Below are 20228 nucleotides of genomic sequence, written 5' to 3'. Positions count from 1 at the left end.
TGAATTTTCTGTTGATGTTACCACCTTCCCTGGGGTCAAGTGGCGAAAGTAAGGGGGTGGCCTGTCGAGGATGGTTTCATTCCCCTGGTCGCCGACACAATTTGAAAGGACAAATCATGCCAGCGCTATTGGATACCGTTGATCCCAACGGGCTCGAGGAGTTCTCGGTCGTTTTCACGGATCGGTCCTTGAATCACATGTCTGTCCAATTTCAACAGATTATGCGTGGTATTTCGGGGATGTTGAAAGACGTCTACAACGCGGATGCCGTCGCGATTATTCCCGGCGGGGGTACTTTCGGGATGGAAGCCGTTGCTCGCCAGTTCGCGCGCGACAAGAATGTGCTGGTTGTTCGGAATGGGTGGTTCTCTTATCGGTGGAGCCAGATCATCGAGACTGGTGGTCTGACGGCGTCAGCGACGGTGCTCAAGGCTCGGCAGGTGGGGAACTCCAGCCCTTCGCCTTTTGCCCCAGCCCCGATTGAGGAGGTTGTCTCGGCCATTCGTGAACAGCGGCCCGAAGTGGTTTTTGCGCCCCATGTGGAAACGTCGGCGGGTGTCATTCTGCCCGATGAGTATGTGACGGCGATGGCCAGTGCCGCTCATGAAGTTGGTGCGTTGATGGTTCTAGACTGCATCGCGTCCGGGTGCGCCTGGGTCGATATGAAGGCTACTGGCGTTGATGTTTTGATCTCGGCTCCGCAAAAAGGCTGGAGCGCGTCGCCTTGCGCCGGTTTGGTCATGATGTCAGAACGCGCGGAAGGGCGGCTGAACGAAACATCGTCCGACAGCTTTGCGATTGATCTAAAGAAATGGCGTCAGATCATGGAGGCCTATGAATCCGGTGGACATGCCTATCACGCCACAATGCCGACGGACGCATTGCGCGATTTCCACGATACGATGGTTGAAACCAAAGACTATGGGTTTGAAAAGCTGCGCGATGCGCAATGGGCGTTGGGGGACGGTGTTCGCGCGATGCTACAGGACAAAGGCGTGATGTCAGTCGCCGCAGACGGCTTTGGCGCGCCGGGCGTTGTGGTCAGCTATACTGCCGATCCCGAAGTTCAAAACGGTAAGAAATTTGCTGCCTTGGGCATGCAGATTGCAGCCGGTGTTCCACTGCAATGTGATGAACCAGAAGGTTTCAGCACTTTCCGGCTGGGTCTGTTTGGCCTGGACAAGCTCTATGACGTTGATGGAACGATTGCCCGTTTGAGGCGTGTTCTGGATCAGGTTCTATAAGCGCCGGGCTTCAGCGCACGCCAAGACCCATCTGCATCAGTGTCTTGCGCACCGGCGGCAAGGAATAGAGGGCATTCAGACCCATCGCCCGCGCATCTCTCAGCGGGCGCGTTTCGATCATGGAGGCGCGGTTGAGAAGGTCGATGCCTTTGACCCTCATCGCGATCTCGGTGTGGCGGGCTTTGTGGTAGGCATCCAGCATTTGCGTGTCACCCAGACCGTCCGGCCGTGCCTGTGCATGGTCCAGCAGGCTGCGCAGATCGCCCAGCGACATGTTCAAACCTTGCGCGCCGATAGGCGGCACGACATGCGCGGCCTCGGCCATCAAAGCGATCCTTTCCCCGGACAGACGTTCCGCCGACTGGCTGATGATCGGCCATATGGTTCGCCGTGACGCGAGTTTGAGCGGCCCGAACAATCCGCAAGAGCGTTCGGTCATGGCGGCCTCAAACGCCTGTGGTTCGGTGTTCAGCAATTCAACGGCGCGCGGTCCACGCTCCATCCACACGACTGCGGACGAAGGTTGGCCCTGCCAGTCTGGAAGGGGGACCAGTGTGAAGGGACCGCCGGAACGGTGAATCTCGGTCGAGATGTTGTCGTGCGGAATGGGGTGCGTAACCGCAAAGGCCAACGCCTTTTGCCCGTAACGCGTTGTTTGTACAGAAATTCCGGCTGCTTCGCGCATCGGAGAGCCGCGCCCATCGGCGGCCACAACAAGTTTGCAGGAAACGCGGCTGCCATCACTCAGACCAACACGGGCGTGAGCCGTGCGCGTGAAAAGGCTGACGGTTCCGGTGCCGGGACGGAAATCGACATTTGGAAGTTCGGCCAGACGGTTCACCATCTCGCGGCGAAGTAACCAGTTCGGCAGGTTCCACCCGAACGGCTGATCCGAAATGTCGGCGGCGTCAAAGTCTCGTACAACGCGCGGTTCAGGAACGTCGCCGCCTGCATCCACGATACGCATGATCTGCAGAGGGGCCGCATGTGGGGCCAGTTTCTCCCACAGCCCGCACTGTTCAAGCAGCCCACGCGCGGGCTGCAGAAACGCCGTGGTCCGCATGTCAGACCCGTCGACATCGCGTTCGGTAATAGGTGGGGCGGGGTCGACGCATACTACGTCGAATCCGGCGGTCCCAAAGGCTGCCGCAGCAGTCAACCCGGCGATCCCGCCGCCGGAAATCAGGATGTCACAGCTGTCAGTCATGGCCTCGGTCTCCGTATCTTGGGCAGAACCTAGTGCGGTTCCAAGGCACGCGCCAAGTGACATCCTGTCCCGTGTCTCAGCCTCGTGAAATGAGGATGAGGATCAGGAACATTACCGGCACCATCATCACGGCAGGGATGTAGAGGCCCGGCAGACCGAACAAAAGGGCCGAACAGCCCCACATGCTGAAGATCGCCAAGGCGGTATAGCCCCAATCTTCGGCCTCGCCATGGGCGGCGTCTTTGGCCATCCAGCCAAACAGGGGAATTGCAAACAATAGGCGCTGCCAGATTGGCAGGCGCCGAGGGGCCTCGATCGCGCTCATGGATATCTCCGATTCTGTTCGTCGCTGAGGCGCATATAGGGGCGATGCTGCACCTGCAAAATGTGCAGAACGTCGCAGTGCGACAGCCTATCGCAGCCGGGCGAGAAACGCGGTCAGATCGTCCGTGTGATGGTGGATGTGGTCGGCTTTGTGCGGCTCGGGCGCGACGTGGACAGTGCGCATTCCCATTTCGTGCGGAGCCGCCAGATTGCGGGGATCATCCTCGAACATGGCCGCCTTGGTCGTGTCGATGCCATCCTGCTGAAAAATCGCTTCAAACGCGGCTTTTTCCGGTTTTGGGCGGTAGCCTGCATGTTCAACGCCATAAATCGCGTCGAAAAGTCCGCTCAGGCCGCGGGCCTCAAGCACACGTTCCGCGTATGGTGCGCTGCCGTTTGTATAAACAATCCGTCGGCCGGGTAGCGAACGTATGTGATCCGCCAGTTCTGCATCGGGGTCCATGTGGCTCGTGTCCACTTGATGTACGGCATGCAGGTATGGATCGGGGTCCAGATCATGCTCTGCCATCAAACCCGCCAGCGTCGTGCCATATTGACGCCAGTACTGCGAACGCAGCCGATCCGCCTCGGCCCGGTCCACGCCAATGGCCTGCACCACGTAGTCGGTCATCAGCACCTCGATCTGATCGAACAGGCGCATATGGGGCGGGTACAGTGTATTGTCGAGGTCGAACACCCATTGGGTGACGTGAACAAAAGCAGGTTTGACCATGCCTAGGGTTTAGGCCGCTGTGAACTCGTTTTCAATGCTGCACTTGATTGGTGGGGGCTGAGACGGATAGACAGGTCCGAACGAGGAGACGAACCATCCAATGCCCCAGTCCAAACAGTCCAACAGGGACGCCTACAGCCTAATATTGGAAGCGATCGACGTCGGGGTTTACAAACCCGGCGACCGGTTAGTTGAAAGCGAACTGGCGGAACGGTTCGGGGTATCCCGGACGCCGATCCGCGAAGCTCTGCAACGTCTGGAAACGCAGTCGCTGCTGGAACGGGACGGGCGGTCGTTGATCGTGGCCTCGCTGGACCACAACCAGATGGCCGAGCTTTACGTGGTGCGACGCGAGTTGGAAGGTCTGGCGGCAAGCCTGGCGGCAAAACACGCGACCGAGGAAGAAATCAAGGTTCTGCAGGACATGGTGGCGGCAGACGACGCTTTGGTAGACGACCCGACGGCGCTGTCTCGTGCCAACCGCCGTTTTCACGAACAGATCCACCTGGCCTCGCACAACCGATATCTGGTTCAGCAACTGGATCTGGTACACCGAACGATGGCTTTGATGGCGACGACTTCTTTGGCCGTGCAAGGGCGCGGTGAAATTGCTCAGAGCGAACACAAGGGCATCGTTGAAGCGATTGCCGCCCGTGATGAGGTCGCAGCGGCACAAGCTCTGAAAGAGCATATCTCGGTTGCTTTCATGACCCGCCTTAAACAGGACGCTGTGCGCCGAGAAAACTGAGCCCCATCAAGGGGTATTCTCTTCGCTGGCCTGACCGTGCTGGGTTTTGTCCCAGAAAAACGGGTTTCCGATCAATTCCCACAGGGCTTTGTACGCTGCTGCGACTCCAAGTGGAAAATACAGCGGCATGGTCGGCACCCAAGGTACAAGGAACCGCCGCTCGCGCGCGCAGACCGCTAGAATGCCCACAACGAGGTTTGTGAGTTCTGCCGCCATAAACAGGTAAATCAGCCAAACCATGATGCCGTGCGGCATCAATGCGTCCAGGGGACTGTTGACCCCAAGGGCAGTAAGCCAGAACACCCAAAGCGCCGGAGCCAGCAGAAACTGCCCGATTGTGTCTAGAAAGAACGCCTGAAAGCCCAGGAATTTCAGAAACCCGAGCTCTTGCCACAGCCGAACCGGGGCGCGCATGTGAACGAGATATGTGACCATGAACCCCTTGAGCCAGCGAGAACGCTGCTTCACCCAAGGCCAGGCGCGGAAATTGGCCTCCTCGAATGTTGTGGTATCCACCATCTCGGCGCGGTATCCCGCACGGCTTAACCGGACGCCAAGATCGGCATCTTCCGTAACATTGTGGGCGTCCCATCCACCCAGCTCTAACAGCTTGTCACGCCGGAAGAAAAATGTCGTACCTCCCAGCGGCACCACAAGGCCCATGCGCGCGATGCCTTGCAGCAGAACGCGGAACCAACTGTTATATTCGATTGTAAAGCAGCGCGACCTCCAGTTGGTGCGCGGGTTGTAATAGTCCAGCACCCCCTGAAGGCAGACAACGTCTTTGTCCGCGTTGGCGAAGTGCGCCACCACCCGTTCGATCTGATCGGGCTGAGGCGCATCTTCGGCGTCCCACACGCCCAAAATGTCCCCTCGGCAAAAATCCAACGCGTAATTCATGGCTCTGGGTTTGGTGGTCAGCCCATTCAGCGCGGGCACCTCTATAGTTCTGATCCACGAGGGTAGGTCCACGTTGGCCAAAACTGTGCGCGTCACCTCGTCAGTTTCTTCCAGTACCAGAATGACATCCAACAGTGCCTTTGGGTACGTCAGGCGTTGTAACCTTTGTATCAGGGCGTTGGCGATTTCCTTTTCCTTGAACAAAGGAACCATGATCGACACGCAGGGCAGCGGGTCGGGCAAAACGTGGCGGTCACTTGTATTGCGCATGGTTTGATGAACCAGAAAAGCGATCAGTCCGCACAGGCGAAGCCCAAAGAAAAGGATCAACGAACCTATTGCGGCCGTCAAAAGCAACAAAAGACCCGCATCTGGAAAGCAGATGAACAGGGCGGCCACGCCAATCAGTACCGCCGTAGGTCCGGCACGTGCGCGGGGCGTCCAGGTTCGGCAACTGTGCCTTTCGCTCACGCGCGTCTCGGCAGCGGCCGCAAGGGTTGACGCAAAGGTGGCTGCAATCGCGCGGTCTATCTCGTTGGGCGCGGCAAGAACGGGTACGGCAGTAAAATCAGCGTCATTCAGATGTTCTCGAACGGTGGCAAAGCGGTCGGGCCGTGCGGTCGCGACCAGCAGGATTGGCCCGACACGCATCCAGGGGACGACGTTGTGCTCAAGCCAAAAGCTGACTGGCTTGATGGAACACAGTTCTTCGGAAGGGGGTAAATTCGTTAGGTCAGCGAACTGAAGATGATTTTGGTCGGCAAGCGCGTTCATCACATCCTGGCGGCTCACCCATCCTTTCGCCACAAGGATCTCACCCAGCGGAGCATCCTGTCCGGACCTTAGATCTAGGGCAGAGTCGAGCTGCGCTTGCGTGATCAGGCCACGATCAATCAGGCAGGCGCCCAGAGGTTTTCTGACCTGCGCAGATATCGGCGGGGCGTGCACAAAGCGCCGCTGGTTCAGCTCGACCATGAAAAAACCCTGACACGTTTTACCGGCGTCAGGGTTGATCAATTAAGGTTAACAGCCCGTTAACTTTAGGCGTGAAAGCGTTTACGCTTGCGCCTTATTGCTTGCCATAGCCTCGGCAAAGCGCTGGAACAGGTAAAAGCTGTCTTGTGGACCAGGCGAAGCCTCGGGGTGGTATTGCACCGAATAGACCGGACGATCCGTCATGCGAATTCCGCAGTTCGATCCGTCGAACAACGAGCGATGCGTTTCCACTATGCCCTCGGGCAGGGACTGCGCATCGACGGCAAAACCGTGATTCATCGAGGTTATTTCGACCTTTCCAGTCTCAAGGTCTTTTACCGGGTGGTTCGCACCATGGTGACCGTGGTTCATTTTGACCGTCTGGCCACCTAGCGCCAATGCCAACATCTGGTGACCGAGGCAGATGCCAAAGACCGGCAGGTCGGTCGTATTCAGAACTTCCTTGATCATCGGCACGGCGTACTCGCCGGTTGCCGCCGGATCGCCGGGGCCATTGGACAGGAATACCCCGTCGGGATTGTGCGCCAAAACTTCGGCTGCAGTCGCTGTCGCTGGCAGAACGGTCACATCGCATCCGGCTGTTGCCAGACACCGCAGGATATTTCGCTTTGCGCCGAAATCGACGGCGACAACCTTGTGAGCAGGGGCTTCCTGGCGTGTGTAGCCATCGGGCCATGCCCACCGCATCTCGTCCCAACGGTAGCTTTGCGCGCAAGTAACTTCTTTGGCCAGGTCCATCCCTTCCAAACCTGAGAACCCGCGTGCGGCAGCAACCAGCGCCTCAATATCGAAATTGCCCTCGGGGTCATGGGCCAGTGCAACGTGCGGCGCACCTTGTTGGCGGATAGCGCGGGTCAGGCGGCGTGTGTCAACGCCGCCGATCGCGATACGACCGCGACGCGCCAGCCAGGATTTCAACTCCTCAGCAGAGCGCCAGTTTGAAGCATCGGTCGGATCCCATTTAACAACCATGCCAGCCGCAACCGGATCGTTGGTTTCGTCATCTTCGGGGTTCACTCCGACGTTGCCGATATGCGGGAAAGTGAAGGTCACGATCTGCCCCGCATAGGACGGGTCGGTCATGATTTCCTGATAGCCTGTCATGGCGGTGTTGAAGCACAGTTCCGCTACGGTCTGTCCGGTAGCGCCGAAGCCCATTCCGTAGAACAGTGTTCCATCGGCCAATGCCAGACATGCGGTGGGCTTGGTCGGGGGGTTCTGTGCCATTGGGCGACTCTCCTGCAGGGTAAATCGGCGCATACCTAAGGGGGTTGGGCGCTTGGGTCAAGCCTGTTCAAATTTTGGGCTATTTTGGAAAATCAATGGGTTAGCTGTATTCGTTCCCTGTTGTATCACGCTTTTTGTTTATATATGGTCGTGGTTCCTTTTCCATGGGGATGGACAGATCATATGGATATGCGATCAAGGGTGAACTCTGCCCTGAAGCAAGCAATGAAAGATAAGGATGCCGAGCGTTTGTCGACGCTGCGGCTGATTAATGCCGCAATCAAGGATCGTGACATCGCGTCACGCGCCTCTGACAACGAAGAGGCGAAGGGCTGCGGCGATGCCGAGGTTCTTGAAATCCTTGGCAAAATGACCAAGCAGCGCAAGGAAAGTGCTCGGGCCTATGAAGAAGGCGGGCGGCTTGACCTCGCTGAGCGGGAACTTCGTGAAGTCGAGGTGATCGAGGAGTTTTTGCCCAAGCAACTGGATGATGATGAGGTATCTCAGGCCATCCAAACGGCAATTTCCGCGACCGGGGCTGGGTCGATCCGCGATATGGGCAAAGTGATGGGCGAACTAAAAGCGCGTTACACTGGCCAGATGGATTTTGGAAAAGTTGGCCCGATGGTCAAGGATCAGCTCTGCTCGGCCTCTGCTGGCGGCTGCTGACACAGTTTAAGCCTTGGAATATTTACTGCGCGACTGGTTCGCGCAGTTTTTTTGTTAGGTCGTCAAACAGGGCGATCCGCTCCTCCTCGGTCAGAAATGCACCAATTTCGACTTCGCGCCCGTCTCCGGTCAGAGTGACGTAGTTGGGGACTGGACCGCCTTGCTTGTGCATTGCTGGCCGCGCCCAGTATCGGTTGCAGGTCCATTCTTGCTGACCTCGGCCGGGATGATGATGGACCAGGCGTGCTTGCGTCCCGGTCAGGGTGAATACTTCAAAAACGCTGCGCGACCGATAATTCGACTGGAGTGCAAGCCACAGGCCCAGCACCGTCAGCAACAAAAATGGCAGCAGCCCCCACAGCAGCGCGGACCCCAGCACCGCCATCAAGGGTATGAGGCCGAACAAAAAGACCGACAACACCACGCGCACAGCCCATCGCGGCGGCAATGAGTTGTGCGGCCAAAGTCGCAGTTCCAGCTCTGAGCCAGAGGTTTGAGTCCATTGGTATGGCATGTTCGGAAAATAGCGTACGGGTTCTCGAAGTCGAAGGTAAATGATCAAACAACATGACCGACGCGCGCCCAGGACAGCGCGTCGTCGAGCCGGTCGTCGCCCCAGAAAACCTCGCCGCGGACGACGAGGCTGGGCGCGCCAAATACTCCAAGCCGGGTTGCTCGGTCGGTCTGGAATTCCAGAGCCGTTACCGCATCGGGGCTTCGTGCGCGAGCCAGTGTCAGGCGAGGATCTTGCTGGCATCGCAACAAAGCCTCGGATTGAGCCGCCTCGCTGCCGGCCTCGACCCCGTCTTCAAACCAAATGCGGTATAGGTTCTGAGTGAAATCCTTGCCCCAGCCATCCTGCAAGCCCAAAAGCGCTATCTGGTTCGCGAGTGCGAGGTCTGAGATGGGGTAGGGCGCGGGCAGTTGGGCGTGAATATGATACTTGGCTGCCCGACGTTCGATATCGCGCCACATGTATTCCGACTTAACAGGTTTGCCAGCAAACGGGATGTTCTGCTGTTTGGACATAACTGTGCGCACATTGAATGGGCGCCACGTCACTGAGACGCCATTCTCGGCGCACCAATCGTCAATTCGCATGATCGTCAGGAAGCTGTAAGTGCTGCCAATGGAATACCAAAAATCAATTTCGGGCATCTTACCCCTCCGGGTTGCCGGATGTGTGCCCTAAATAGAATAGCGCATTTTGACTGTTCTGGCGAATTTCTCATCGAGGGAAGCGAGCAAAGAAAAAACCCCGCCGAGTTGGGCGGGGTTTTCTTAGGGTATCGAAAGGGGATCAGTGCGCGTGGCCTTTATCCCAGTCTTCCTGCTTGGGCAGCTGCTCGAACGTATGTTCGGGCGGCGGTGTGGGCAGGGTCCATTCCAGCGTATCCGCATATTCGTTCCACGGGTTCGGACGTGTTTCTTTCGCGCCGCGCAGCAGGGCGTAGATCACGATGCCGAAGAACAGCAGGAACGAGGCGAACGAGATGAACGCACCAATCGACGACACGAAGTTCCACTGAGCGAACGCTTCGGGATAGTCGATATAGCGGCGCGGCATGCCCTGACGACCCAGGAAGTGCTGCGGGAAGAAGGTCAGGTTGGCGCCGATGAAGAACAGCCAGAAGTGTACCTTGCCCCAGAATTCCGAGTACTGACGACCGGTCATCTTCGAGAAGTAGAAGTACACTCCGGCAAAGATCGCGAAGACTGCGCCCAAGCTCATCACATAGTGGAAGTGCGCAACGACGTAGTAGGTGTCGTGATAGGCACGGTCCACACCGGCTTGCGACAGCACAACGCCAGTCACACCGCCAACGGTGAACAGGAACAGGAAGCCGAAGGCAAACAGCATCGGGGTTTTGAACTCGATCGAGCCGCCCCACATGGTTGCGATCCACGAAAAGACCTTAACGCCGGTTGGCACCGCGATGACCATCGTGGCCAGCATGAAGTACGCCTGCTGACGCAGCGACATGCCAACGGTGTACATGTGGTGTGCCCACACGACGAAGCCCAGAACACCAATCGCGATGATCGCCCAGACCATCGGCAGGTAACCGAAGATCGGCTTGCGCGCGAAGGTGGCAATCACGTGGCTGATGATGCCGAAACCGGGCAGGATCACGATATACACTTCCGGGTGGCCGAAGAACCACAGGATGTGCTGATACAGGATCGGATCGCCGCCACCAGCCGGATCAAAGAAGGTGAAACCAAAGTTGCGGTCCATCAGCAGCATGGTGATCGCGCCCGCCAGAACCGGCAGCGACAGAAGAATCAGCCACGAGGTGACGAAGATCGACCAGCTGAACAGCGGCACCTTGAACAGGGTCATGCCCGGGGCACGCATGTTCAGGAAGGTGGTGATCATGTTGATCGCGCCAAGGATCGAGGAGGCGCCCGAAACGTGAACGGCAAAGATCGCAAGGTCCATGGACATGCCGCCCTCGGTCGTGGACAGCGGCGGGTAAAGCACCCAGCCAACGCCGGAACCGAGCTGGTCGTTGCCACCGGGGCTCAGCAGCGAGGCCACACCCAGAGAGGTACCGGCAACATAAAGCCAGAAGGACAGGTTGTTCATCCGCGGGAACGCCATATCCGGCGCACCGATCTGCAACGGCATGAAATAGTTGCCAAATCCGCCAAACAGGGCAGGGATGACCACGAAGAACATCATCAGAACACCGTGATAGGTGATCATAACGTTCCACAGGTGACCGTTCGGGGTACATGGGTCCGCCATGAACCCTTCAAGGCACATATACTGCACACCGGGGTGCATCAGCTCGAGCCGCATGTAGACGGTCATCGCTACCGAGATAAACCCGGCCAGCGCCGAGAAGATCAGGTAGAGAATCCCGATGTCCTTGTGGTTGGTCGACATGAACCAGCGGGTAAAGAACCCTCGCTGGTCTTCATGATCGTGACCATGAATGGCTGCGTCTGCCATTAGGTGCCTCCTGTTACAATTCTACCGCGCAGCCGGACCTCTCCGGCGCGCGGGATTCCTGCTGGTTTTAGAATGTGGAGAGGGTGCCTTCAATGGTCGAGTTTGATCTGGATCAAGATTAATTGTCGCGGGTAGAGGCATGACCCGCGCGTTTCCATTCAAATTCATCGTCAATCTGGGAACTGGCAGCGGAATTTCAAGGCCGGAATTTCTGTGTTGTTTCTCGACTTGACCCTTCGAGGGTCGGGCCGCAGAACTGTAGTCAACACCGCAATCGGAGAGCTGATATGACCGCCTATGACCCAGAGAACATCTTTGCCAAGATATTGCGTGGGGAAATTCCCGCGACCCGCGTCTACGAGGACGATGAAACACTTGCATTCATGGATATTATGCCGCGCGCGGATGGGCATCTTCTGGTGATCCCTAAGACCCCTTGCCGAAATATCCTGGATGCATCACCCCAACAGTTGGCCTCTGTCACCGCCACAGTTCAGAAACTCGCTAAGGCGGTGGTCAAGGCATTTGACGCAGATGGTGTAACCGTCCAGCAGTTCAACGAAGCTGCAGGCGGGCAGGAGGTCTTTCACCTGCATTTCCATGTTCTGCCACGCCACGAAGGGGTCTCGGTCCGTGCGCCGGGGAAAATGGGTGACTTTGACCTCATCGCGGAACATGCCGAAAAGATCAAAACCGCGCTTGGTTGAGTCGTGTCGCGCTTTGTCTACGACATGCGTCGCAGCGGTGGACGATATTGCCTCGGTTGTGTGGGCTGTGGGGCCGGCGTTTTGCCTACCCTCGTCCTAAGGCTGGAGCGGAAAGAAAGTGCGGTGGCGGATAGGCGCGTCTGTTTGGAGGCCACTAAATAGAATTGCCGTTCCGATTTGGAGTCGGAACGGCAGACACTCTATAAAAGACTTTTCCGTTTCGCGGTTGACCCACGAGTACCGGTTTAACACACCACTCACTCTAGAACGGTGAATATATAATACCCCCAATCGGCTATCCTGTATCCCCAAGAATTAATTTTAGATGAATTTGGCCCAAACATACCCGGCTTACCGTCGAATTGTGGGTCTTTTGGGAAACAGAAACGGTCAAATCTGCGTTATTGTTGATTAAATTGTACGCAACGTCGATTCGATTTCGGTCAGGCCGAGACCGAGTCGAACACCTCGGTGAAGGTTTTTCGCAACGCTGAGTCCACATCCGCCATGGTCACCGGCAAACCCAAATCCACGAGCGACGTGACCCCGTATTCCGAGATGCCGCAGGGTACGATCCCGGTAAAATGGTCGAGGTCAGGTTCGACATTGATCGAGATTCCGTGGAAGCTGACCCATTTGCGAAGACGCAGGCCGATGGCGGCCACCTTGTCTTCGGCGGGTTGCCCAGTGGCAGTCAGCGGTTTGTCATCCCGCCGCACCCAGACACCGACGCGCCCGTCTCGGATTTCGCCTTGAACGTTGAATTCAGCGAGGGACGCGATCACCCATTCTTCGAGCTGTTTGACAAAGCGTCGGACATCTTTGCCGCGCTTGTTCAGGTCGAGCATGACATAGGCAACGCGCTGGCCGGGGCCGTGATAGGTGTATTCTCCACCGCGCTTGCTTTCATAAACCGGAAAGCGGTCAGGGTCCGTCAGATCCTCGATTTTCGCGGATGTGCCGGCCGTATATAAGGGGGGATGCTCCAACAGCCAGACACACTCATCAGCCTCGCCCGCAGCAATGGCCGCCACACGCGATTCCATAAAGGCAACAGCCTCGTCATAGTCGGTCAAACCGTCTGTGATTTTCCACTCCATGCGGGCCTCTTACCGTGCGTGGACAAATTGGAAAAGGGTTTAGGCGGCTTCAGCCAGACAGCGCTTAAGTATCTGAACGTATGTATCGGTTCCCTGCGCACCGGTCAGAAGGTATTTGCCGCCGAAAACCATTGAGGGTACGCCTGAAATTCCTCGACTGGTCCAGAACTGTTGTTTCTGGCGGACGGGTGCTACATGTGCGCCGGATGCCAGAGCCTGCTGCGCGGCGGCCCGGCCCAGGCCGACCGCTTCGACGGCCTCCAGCAAAACCTCAATGTCCGAGACATCGCGTTGATCGGTGAAGTAGGCTTTGAACAATTCCATCTTCAGCGGATGCTGGCGGCCCTGTGTTTCGGCCCAGTCCAGCAACTGGTGCGCTGCAAATGTGTTAACCATTCTGCTGTCGTCGTGAAACCTGAAGTCAAAGCCCAGCCCGGTTCCGATCTGGGTCAGCCGGTCGCGCGCCTGTTGGCTTTGCTCTGCGGTCGAGCCGTATTTCTCGACAATATGTTCGCGCAGGTTCTGTCCCTCTGGTGGCATGGTGGGGTTCAGCTCGAACGGGTGCCACCTGAGCTGCGCCAGCACGTTTTCCTGTTGCAAGGCAAGATCGAGCTGCCGGAAACCAACTACACACCAAGGGCATACGACATCAGAAACGATATCGATTTGGATGATGGGGCGCTGATCTGGCGTGGTCATGGTTCGGCTCCGGGCGACGTCGGCAACAGGATATCTGTGGTACAGATATGAAAGCTGAAAAGGAATTCAATCCGGCGTGTTTTTGCCTCTTCACATCCCGTTCCGCACCGTCTATACGCGCCTCTACTAAGTCATGGGCAGTGCGGTCGTGGCGGAATTGGTAGACGCGCAGCGTTGAGGTCGCTGTGGGGTAACTCCCGTGGAAGTTCGAGTCTTCTCGACCGCACCAACTACTTCATGTCCAGCAGTTCTAATCACCTAATATTACGGTAGATGCAGCCTTCTGAGGTGCTTTGCTGGCGCCAAACGGCTCTTTTATAGAAGTAGGAGCTACGCGGTAAGAGTCGCGGTACCCAATATCTATCAAGATATCATCGGTAAGTAAGAGATCGTGCGGGGGCGGAGCGCAGGATTTGGCTGAGGCTTTGGTTCAGCGGAAAGAGGTTTTGGCTGAAAGCCTTAGGTAAGACGAATTTCGGGCCAAAATAGTTCGTCGAAAACGTTTTGGCTGGGTGGTGTCAACACTCGGCGCATGGTAGCCAGCGGCGAACCGTGAATAGCAACTCATACAGATCGTGTTCTTGTAAGCCGCCTTTCCAAAAGTAGCAGAATTGCTTAAAGGGAAAGGTAATCTTGGCTTGCCGGTAAGGGCTAAAAAGTAAATGATAATCTCTCACAAATTCAAATTTATTTTCATTAAGACAGTCAAGACTGCGGGAACTTCTATCGAAGTCGATTTGAATAAAGTTCTGGGAGAGAGTGACGTTGCAACACCAATTTTTCCGGTCGTATCTGGTCACAAAGCGCAGAATTTTGAATTCAAGAAGTTTGGTATTTTTACTAAAAGATTTCGGAACCATATGGGCGCGGCCGACGTTAAGAAAATAGTAGGGAGCCGTACATTCAGCGATTATTTTGTTTTTTGCGTTGAACGAGAGCCATTGGATAAGTGCATAAGTCACTACAGCATGATTAAGAACAGCCCGGACCATAATTCCGGTAACGAGAATTTATCTTGGAATGACTATGTCGAAATGAAAAAGTTTCCTGTGGATACTGGAAAATATACAGACAAGCATGGCGCCCTAATCGTCGATAAGATTTTGAAGTACGAAAACTTATCCGAAGAGTTAAGTGCAGTTGGAGAAATGCTTGGTTTTAACCTTGATTTAAAGGCTAAGGCAAAGGCAGGATTTCGTCAGGATATTGATGTTTCAGAGCGCCATAAAAGAGCGATTTATGATGCGTTTTCCAGCTCTAATCAGTTTACCGGGTATTCACTTTAAGTTGGTGGTCAACGCATTTACCCCTTGCAACAATCAAGTATTCCCTTCGCGCAGAATACCACGGTAGATGCAGCCATCTGAGCTGGGCTGCCTATGGCAAGGAGCCTCTTTTAGGGTTGCAAGGGCTGCGCAGCGAGGGTTGCGGTACCCTGTGATCGTCGTGGCGCGGTGCGTTTTTTCCTTTTCTTCCGGCGAGCATCTGCAGCGCCCCAATGTAGGCGACCTGACACGTATCATGCTGTAGTTCGGCGTTTACAATCTATTCTTGTCTGTGCGTGTAGGGTTGCACCAGTTCTGTTTGTATTGCCGATACCTCGATTTCGCATCTCGCGCATATTCGCGTGGATGTGTATGACGGGTGAAAGGATTGCTCGGGAAAGGTGCAAATGTCTCAGGCCGTTACCGTTTTCACAACTATGAAGAACGAAGGTCCCTATATGCTGGAATGGGTGGCATTCCACAAAAGCATCGGTGTTGACCACTTTCTGATCTTTACCAACAACTGTGAAGATGGCACGGACGACATCGCGCGCAGATTGCAAGACCTTGGACTTGCGACACATGTCCCGAATGAAGTGAAGGATGGCGGGAACCCTCAGCACCAGATGCTTTGGCGCGCGCGGCGCCAGCCCAGAGTGAAGGAATCTGGCTGGTTGCTTTGCATGGATGTTGATGAGTTCTGGAACATTAAGTGTGGCGACAACAGCTTTGGCGCGTTGATCGCCGAAGTTGAACAAAGAGCCGGTCAGCCAGTGGATGCAATTTCGTTCGCGTGGAAACTGTTTGGCAGCTCTGGCAACATCAGCTTTGAAGACAAGCCGGTGACCGAAGCCTTTCCAATGGGGGATCAGCCGTTTCCCTATCACTCTGGCCGGGCCTCCGGTCTGAAGACGCTGTTTCGGAACAATGGGAAATTCAACCGATTTGGACCGCATCGCCCGAAAGGGTTCGACGAAGAACAAGCCGCGGATATTGCGTGGTCTGACGCGGGTGGAAACCTGTTCCCAGCGGACAAGGTTGGCTGGCGGGCATGGCGCAAGTTCGACCATTCGCTGGGGCGCTTGCATCACTATTCGGTTCGGTCAATGGACGGTTTCTTGGTAAAACGCGACCGAGGGCGGACCAATCATATTCTGGTGGATCAGGGCCAATCCTATTGGCAGGACATGAACGTAAACAAGGAAATGGACCAGTCCATCCTGCCGACAGCGCGCCGCGCCGCGCCCTTGCTGGACGAGTTGAAGGCAGATGCCGAGCTCAAGCGCCTGCACGAGCAAGCCTGCGACTGGCATCGGGCTAAGGTCGCCGAAATCAAGATGCGGCCTGACTGGGTGAACTTTCGCGTTTGGCTGGCGGATAACTTGATATAACCGTCATGGCAGATGAGCTTTCCAAAGACCAACTGCAACCGGATCACCCCGATCGCAAGACGGGATATGAACGCATACTGACAGACCCCGCACCCCCTTGGTTTGTCGAGCTTTACCCCGGTGGTGATGGAACTGGATTTCTGGACAAGTTGGAAAGACATTCCGTCCTCTTTCACCGGCGTTCAGCGGCTCAGTTGGTGGTCAGCTTCGACAACATTGCCAATGCCAACGACCTTTCATTTGCGCGCGAACCATGGGGGTGGAAGTTCTTTCGCGATGAAGGATGGTCCCATATGGGCGTCTTTGCGCGCACCAAGGCATGGTATCGGGATCCTGAGATCATCTCGTATTTTGAAGACAAGGCTGCCGCAGGGTTCTTTGACCAATACCAAAATGTCGTGTTCGCCGGAGCATCGATGGGAGGTTTCGGTGCCTTGACGTTCTCTAAGGTCGCACCCGGCTCGAACGTGGTTGCGTTCAACCCTCAGACCACGCTGGACGAAAGGTTGGTTCCTTGGGAAACCAGATACCGGTTTGGTCGGGTGCAGGATTGGGATTTGCCCTATGGCGACGCAGCGCAGACCGTAGGGGTCGCGCGCAGAGCGTATGTATTCTACGATCCCTATTTTGATCTGGACAAGCTACAGGTTCAGCGTCTGCAAGGTGAGAATGTTGTCTTGCTCAAGACCTGGTTCTCGAACCACTTCGCGGCGCCGATGCTGCGCAAGCTGGATATCCTCAAGCCCGTTATGTTGGGGGCTATGAATGGCACGTTGGAACCGGGTGACTACTACAAATTGATGCGCGCGCGCCGACGTCTGCCCATGTATATGCGCGGAATTGAGGCGATGGGCGCAGACCGTCACCCTGTTCTGGTGCCGCAGGCGCGCCAGAGGTTCCGTAGGTTGCGCCGAATGGCTATGGCGCAAGCCGAAAAGGACTCCTCATGAGTGTCGACAAGGGGGTCTTTATCGGTCAGCGCAAGGACCGAATGGGCGCCCGGTTGCTGATGATGCTGACATGTATTCGCCTGGCCGAAGACTATGGCACTACCTACAAGGTGAACTGGTTTCCAAAGGGCGCGGACGCGCCGGAACTCGGCAATCCGGGCGAACTGTTCAGCAAGGGCTGGATGAACACGCATTTCCTGAACCCTAAGAAGTTTGACAAGCTGACACGGGATGCTGTGCCGGTTTGGTCTTTTCTGGGGGACAGCTCTCCGGACCGCTTGAAGGCGCACCTGGAATCCGGGCGCTCGGTTCTGGTTGAGGAAGGGTTTGAGGTTTTGGCCTTTCCTTGGGAAGATATTGAGGCGATCCGCCCAAGGTACCACGACTTTATTCACCGGATCGGGTTTACGGATGAAATTCGATCCATCATGGACCGCGCGGACAGTATGTTGTCGGGGCGCGGGGTGGCCGCATATCACATCCGTCGCGGCGACATTTTAAACGGGTTGCCTTGGAAGCATGCGACCTGGCCCGCCAAGATCGAGATTGAAGAACTTTACGAGGCGCATCTCGACAAAAATGCGGGGCAGACCGCGATTATGTTTTCGGATCAGCCCGAGTTGATTTCACGGTTTCAAAAGCGATACCCGAATTTGTTGCAAATGTCGGATGTCGCGGACCTGTCTGGCATGACGCGCGCGAAACGCGACTTTCTGGAACTGTTCACAATGTCCCGGGCGGATCATGTTATTGCGCCGGTGATATCCGCCTTTTCGATGGCTGCTGCGCGGATTTCCGGGCAGCAACGAAAGGTGTTCCGAGATGTCTTGACCGAGGGTGAGATCCATCAAGCCAACGAAGCTGCGATCGACAGGCTGAAAGGCGGTTTAGGCGGATTTTTGAACCTGTCTGAGGCGGCTCATATCTACGCCAAGCTGCTGTTTCACATCAACCGCCTAAACGGTGAGGATCGAACCGACGAGGCCGTCGAGATGGGTGAGAGCCTTCTGGACGCAGGGGCTGACAATGCCTTCATGCCTCTGCTTCAGGCGTTAAACCTGTTTTATGGCGGCCAGTGGGATCGGGTTGTCGAGCTTACAGGTGTGGTGATGGACAACCCCCATGTTTGGCCCGAGGACTACGCGGTGTCCGGGGCGCTGAAGGCAGCAGCGCTGGGTGAGAAACGCAAGCGTTGGCAGGCAGGTCAAGCGTTCAGCCAGGCGTTTTGGGCCAAATCCATTCGACCAGATGTTTTGGTCTTTGGATCTCGACTTCTGTATCGCGATCAGATTTCTCTGCGCCTGTTCCCCCCCGCTGACTGGTCTTTGCAAAAGGTGATCCGTCGGCCTCGTTTCAGTACTAATTTGCATGTAGCGCAGAGCAAAGTACTGAAGCGGCTCCCCTGTAACTTTGATTTTCTACTTTTGGACTGGTCAGAATTGTCTCTGGACCAAAAGGCGCGCAGGCTGTTGTCTGCTCCGTCCCGATTGGAGCAACTGCACATAGATCTCATGCGCATGACCGAGATCCCGGATCACGATCCGCGGGTTCAGAGTTTTTCTGCCAAACTGAAGGTGCACATGGGGGAAATGTCTACAGCGCAAGCTGTCGATATAACCCGCAAAGTCTTGGCCAAGGTTCCGGACAATCCCCTTTACCACAAGCGCCTGTCCGAATTTTATGCCGCCGAAGGCGATACAGGATCGGCGCGTCTGGCCGTGGCGGATGCACTGGCTTGCGACCCGAATAACCCGTTTTTGATATTTGCGATGGGGCAGTTTCTTGTGCAAAACGAAGCTGTTGAGCAGGGGCAGAACCAAATCCTGCAGGCCGCAGACATCGATGATGACACCGCAGCAATTCAGGGCGAGGCCGGTCGGCTTCTGCTGCAACGCGGAGACAAAGAGAAGGCGCGCGTCTATTTGCAAAAGGCCCGAGACCTGTGCCCCAGTTTCAACCGATTTTCCAATCAACTGAAACGCGCGGGCGGTTGAAAAGGCTGGACTTCCCCTTGGTGGCTTTGACAAATGAACGTAATTTATTTCCAAAATCCAAACGAAACCTCTGGTAGTTCAGCGGTGACAAGAAACGAACAGAGCAGCAGCTTATGATCAGTGCAGACCCCAGATATATCAGTGTAACCCCGATGAAGAATGAGGGGCCGTTTGTATTGGAATGGGTCGCGCATAATCGGGCAATTGGCGTGGATCAGATCGTGGTGATGACCAATGACTGCACCGACGGCACAGACGCCTTGTTTCAGCGCTTGGACGAACGGGGGATCGTTACCCACATTGACAATAATTCGGGGCGGCAGGCCAGCCCGCAAAAACGCGCGTACAAAAAGTTCTTGAAGATGGAGATCGCCCGGCCGCAGGACTGGGTCATCGTTATCGATGCGGACGAACTTATCAATGTGAAAACCGGCGACAACACGCTGCGCGCGCTGACCGATGCAATACCGGATGCGAAAACCATTTCAATGACTTGGCGCCTGTTTGGAAACGCTGGGGTGGTTCGATACGAAGATCGTTTTTTATCCGAACAATTTCGCCAAGCCGCGCAGGTCAGAATGCACCGTCCGCCCCAGGCTTGGGGTATAAAAACGATGTTCCAGCAGGGTTTGTGGGGAATGCTTGGCGTGCATAGACCCAAGCGCCCCACAGTTGAGACGATGGAGGAGTGTCACTGGTACAACGGCTCGGGCCAGCCGATGCCGGACCGCTATTTCACAAGCAGTTGGCGATCAGCGCGGGACTCGGTGGGTTATGATCTGGTTCAGGTGAACCACTACGCGTTGAAGTCATGTGAAAGTTATCTGGTCAAGAAATTGCGTGGGCGTGCGCACCACCTGGGTGAAAGCCTTGGGATGGACTACTGGAATATGATGAACCAGAACGCCAAGACGGACACCTCGATCGACGCAGTGTTGGATCGGAAGCGCGACCACTACTACGAATTGCTGTCAGACACGGAGACCGCGCGCCTGCACCACATGTCCTGCGATCTGCACCGACAGCAAATCGCAACCCTGCGCGACGACCCTGAAATGCAGGACTTAATGCAAAAAATGACTGCGGGCTTCACGGCCAGTCAGACAGAATGACTG

Annotated in this window: 19 protein-coding genes and 1 tRNA gene; 10 read left to right on the top strand and 10 right to left on the bottom strand. The window is 56.0% G+C overall.

Annotated elements, in window-relative coordinates:
- Nucleotides 1–116: 116 nt before the first annotated feature.
- Nucleotides 117–1244 (top strand): aminotransferase class V-fold PLP-dependent enzyme, encoded by a 1128-nt coding sequence (locus ACR0B7_RS05545; protein ID WP_170482574.1) that lies wholly within the window; start codon nt 117–119, stop codon nt 1242–1244.
- Between the two features lie 10 nt (nt 1245–1254).
- On the opposite strand, the gene ACR0B7_RS05540 is transcribed toward ACR0B7_RS05545, so the two are convergent.
- The 3 genes from ACR0B7_RS05540 to ACR0B7_RS05530 all read right to left on the bottom strand — a co-directional run bounded on the left by ACR0B7_RS05540 (nt 1255) and on the right by ACR0B7_RS05530 (nt 3508).
- Nucleotides 1255–2451 carry a UbiH/UbiF family hydroxylase gene (locus tag ACR0B7_RS05540; RefSeq protein WP_170482569.1) on the bottom strand — a complete coding sequence of 399 codons (1197 nt, stop codon included), beginning with the start codon at nt 2449–2451 and terminating at the stop codon, nt 1255–1257.
- A 76-nt stretch (nt 2452–2527) separates the two neighbouring features.
- Nucleotides 2528–2776: a hypothetical protein gene (locus ACR0B7_RS05535; protein ID WP_170383737.1), complete on the bottom strand. Its 249-nt coding sequence runs from the start codon at nt 2774–2776 to the stop codon at nt 2528–2530.
- 87 nt (nt 2777–2863) lie between these two features.
- Complete coding sequence (locus ACR0B7_RS05530; RefSeq protein WP_170482567.1) at nt 2864–3508, bottom strand: pyrimidine 5'-nucleotidase; 645 nt, start codon at nt 3506–3508, stop codon at nt 2864–2866.
- Nucleotides 3509–3608: 100 nt separating this feature from the next.
- On the opposite strand from ACR0B7_RS05530, the gene ACR0B7_RS05525 reads away from it, so the two are divergent.
- On the top strand, nt 3609–4256 hold the full coding sequence (locus tag ACR0B7_RS05525) for a GntR family transcriptional regulator (protein ID WP_170383741.1): 648 nt from the start codon (nt 3609–3611) through the stop codon (nt 4254–4256).
- A 6-nt stretch (nt 4257–4262) separates the two neighbouring features.
- Here ACR0B7_RS05525 and ACR0B7_RS05520 read toward each other — a convergent pair whose 3' ends face one another.
- Both ACR0B7_RS05520 and carA read right to left on the bottom strand, forming a co-directional pair.
- The gene (locus tag ACR0B7_RS05520; RefSeq protein ID WP_170482562.1) at nt 4263–6131 is read right to left on the bottom strand and encodes a glycosyltransferase; all 1869 of its coding nucleotides are present in this window, start codon (nt 6129–6131) and stop codon (nt 4263–4265) included.
- 81 nt (nt 6132–6212) lie between these two features.
- Entirely contained in the window at nt 6213–7379 is a 1167-nt protein-coding gene (carA, locus tag ACR0B7_RS05515) for a glutamine-hydrolyzing carbamoyl-phosphate synthase small subunit (protein WP_170482559.1), read from the bottom strand.
- 183 nt (nt 7380–7562) lie between these two features.
- Between carA and ACR0B7_RS05510 the strand changes: the two genes are divergently transcribed.
- On the top strand, nt 7563–8048 hold the full coding sequence (locus ACR0B7_RS05510) for a GatB/YqeY domain-containing protein (RefSeq protein ID WP_170410286.1): 486 nt from the start codon (nt 7563–7565) through the stop codon (nt 8046–8048).
- Between the two features lie 22 nt (nt 8049–8070).
- Here the strand turns inward: ACR0B7_RS05510 and ACR0B7_RS05505 are convergent, their stop codons facing one another.
- From ACR0B7_RS05505 to ctaD, 3 genes are all read right to left on the bottom strand, one after another.
- Nucleotides 8071–8562, bottom strand: a complete 492-nt coding sequence (locus ACR0B7_RS05505; protein WP_170482556.1) for a DUF2244 domain-containing protein — start codon at nt 8560–8562, stop codon at nt 8071–8073.
- 44 nt (nt 8563–8606) lie between these two features.
- Nucleotides 8607–9206 (bottom strand): DsbA family protein, encoded by a 600-nt coding sequence (locus ACR0B7_RS05500; RefSeq protein WP_170576523.1) that lies wholly within the window; start codon nt 9204–9206, stop codon nt 8607–8609.
- Nucleotides 9207–9348: 142 nt separating this feature from the next.
- Nucleotides 9349–11007, bottom strand: coding sequence for a cytochrome c oxidase subunit I (gene ctaD, locus ACR0B7_RS05495; RefSeq protein ID WP_170482553.1), 1659 nt, complete (start codon nt 11005–11007; stop codon nt 9349–9351).
- 287 nt (nt 11008–11294) lie between these two features.
- Here ctaD and ACR0B7_RS05490 point away from each other — a divergent pair, with 287 nt between their 5' ends.
- The gene (locus ACR0B7_RS05490) at nt 11295–11714 is read left to right on the top strand and encodes an HIT family protein (RefSeq protein WP_170482550.1); all 420 of its coding nucleotides are present in this window, start codon (nt 11295–11297) and stop codon (nt 11712–11714) included.
- Nucleotides 11715–12157: 443 nt separating this feature from the next.
- Here ACR0B7_RS05490 and lipB read toward each other — a convergent pair whose 3' ends face one another.
- Nucleotides 12158–12814, bottom strand: a complete 657-nt coding sequence (gene lipB / locus ACR0B7_RS05485) for a lipoyl(octanoyl) transferase LipB (protein WP_170576522.1) — start codon at nt 12812–12814, stop codon at nt 12158–12160.
- 39 nt (nt 12815–12853) lie between these two features.
- On the bottom strand, nt 12854–13513 hold the full coding sequence (locus ACR0B7_RS05480) for a DsbA family oxidoreductase (RefSeq protein ID WP_170482544.1): 660 nt from the start codon (nt 13511–13513) through the stop codon (nt 12854–12856).
- 142 nt (nt 13514–13655) lie between these two features.
- Here ACR0B7_RS05480 and ACR0B7_RS05475 point away from each other — a divergent pair.
- From ACR0B7_RS05475 to ACR0B7_RS05450, 6 genes are all read left to right on the top strand, one after another.
- Nucleotides 13656–13742 (top strand) — tRNA-Leu (locus tag ACR0B7_RS05475).
- A gap of 433 nt (nt 13743–14175) precedes the next feature.
- On the top strand, nt 14176–14799 hold the full coding sequence (locus ACR0B7_RS05470) for a hypothetical protein (protein WP_170482541.1): 624 nt from the start codon (nt 14176–14178) through the stop codon (nt 14797–14799).
- A 386-nt stretch (nt 14800–15185) separates the two neighbouring features.
- The gene (locus ACR0B7_RS05465) at nt 15186–16169 is read left to right on the top strand and encodes a glycosyltransferase family 2 protein (protein WP_170482539.1); all 984 of its coding nucleotides are present in this window, start codon (nt 15186–15188) and stop codon (nt 16167–16169) included.
- Between the two features lie 5 nt (nt 16170–16174).
- Complete coding sequence (locus ACR0B7_RS05460; RefSeq protein WP_170482536.1) at nt 16175–17119, top strand: hypothetical protein; 945 nt, start codon at nt 16175–16177, stop codon at nt 17117–17119.
- On the top strand, nt 17116–19113 hold the full coding sequence (locus ACR0B7_RS05455) for a hypothetical protein (RefSeq protein ID WP_170482533.1): 1998 nt from the start codon (nt 17116–17118) through the stop codon (nt 19111–19113). The genes ACR0B7_RS05460 and ACR0B7_RS05455 overlap by 4 nt, the downstream gene beginning before the upstream one ends.
- A 113-nt stretch (nt 19114–19226) precedes the next feature.
- Nucleotides 19227–20225 (top strand): glycosyltransferase family 2 protein, encoded by a 999-nt coding sequence (locus ACR0B7_RS05450; RefSeq protein ID WP_170482530.1) that lies wholly within the window; start codon nt 19227–19229, stop codon nt 20223–20225.
- The last annotated feature ends 3 nt before the right edge of the window (nt 20226–20228 follow it).

Source organism: Ruegeria sp. BB6, from assembly GCF_056539385.1.
This window is presented reverse-complemented; position numbering and strand designations above follow the sequence as displayed.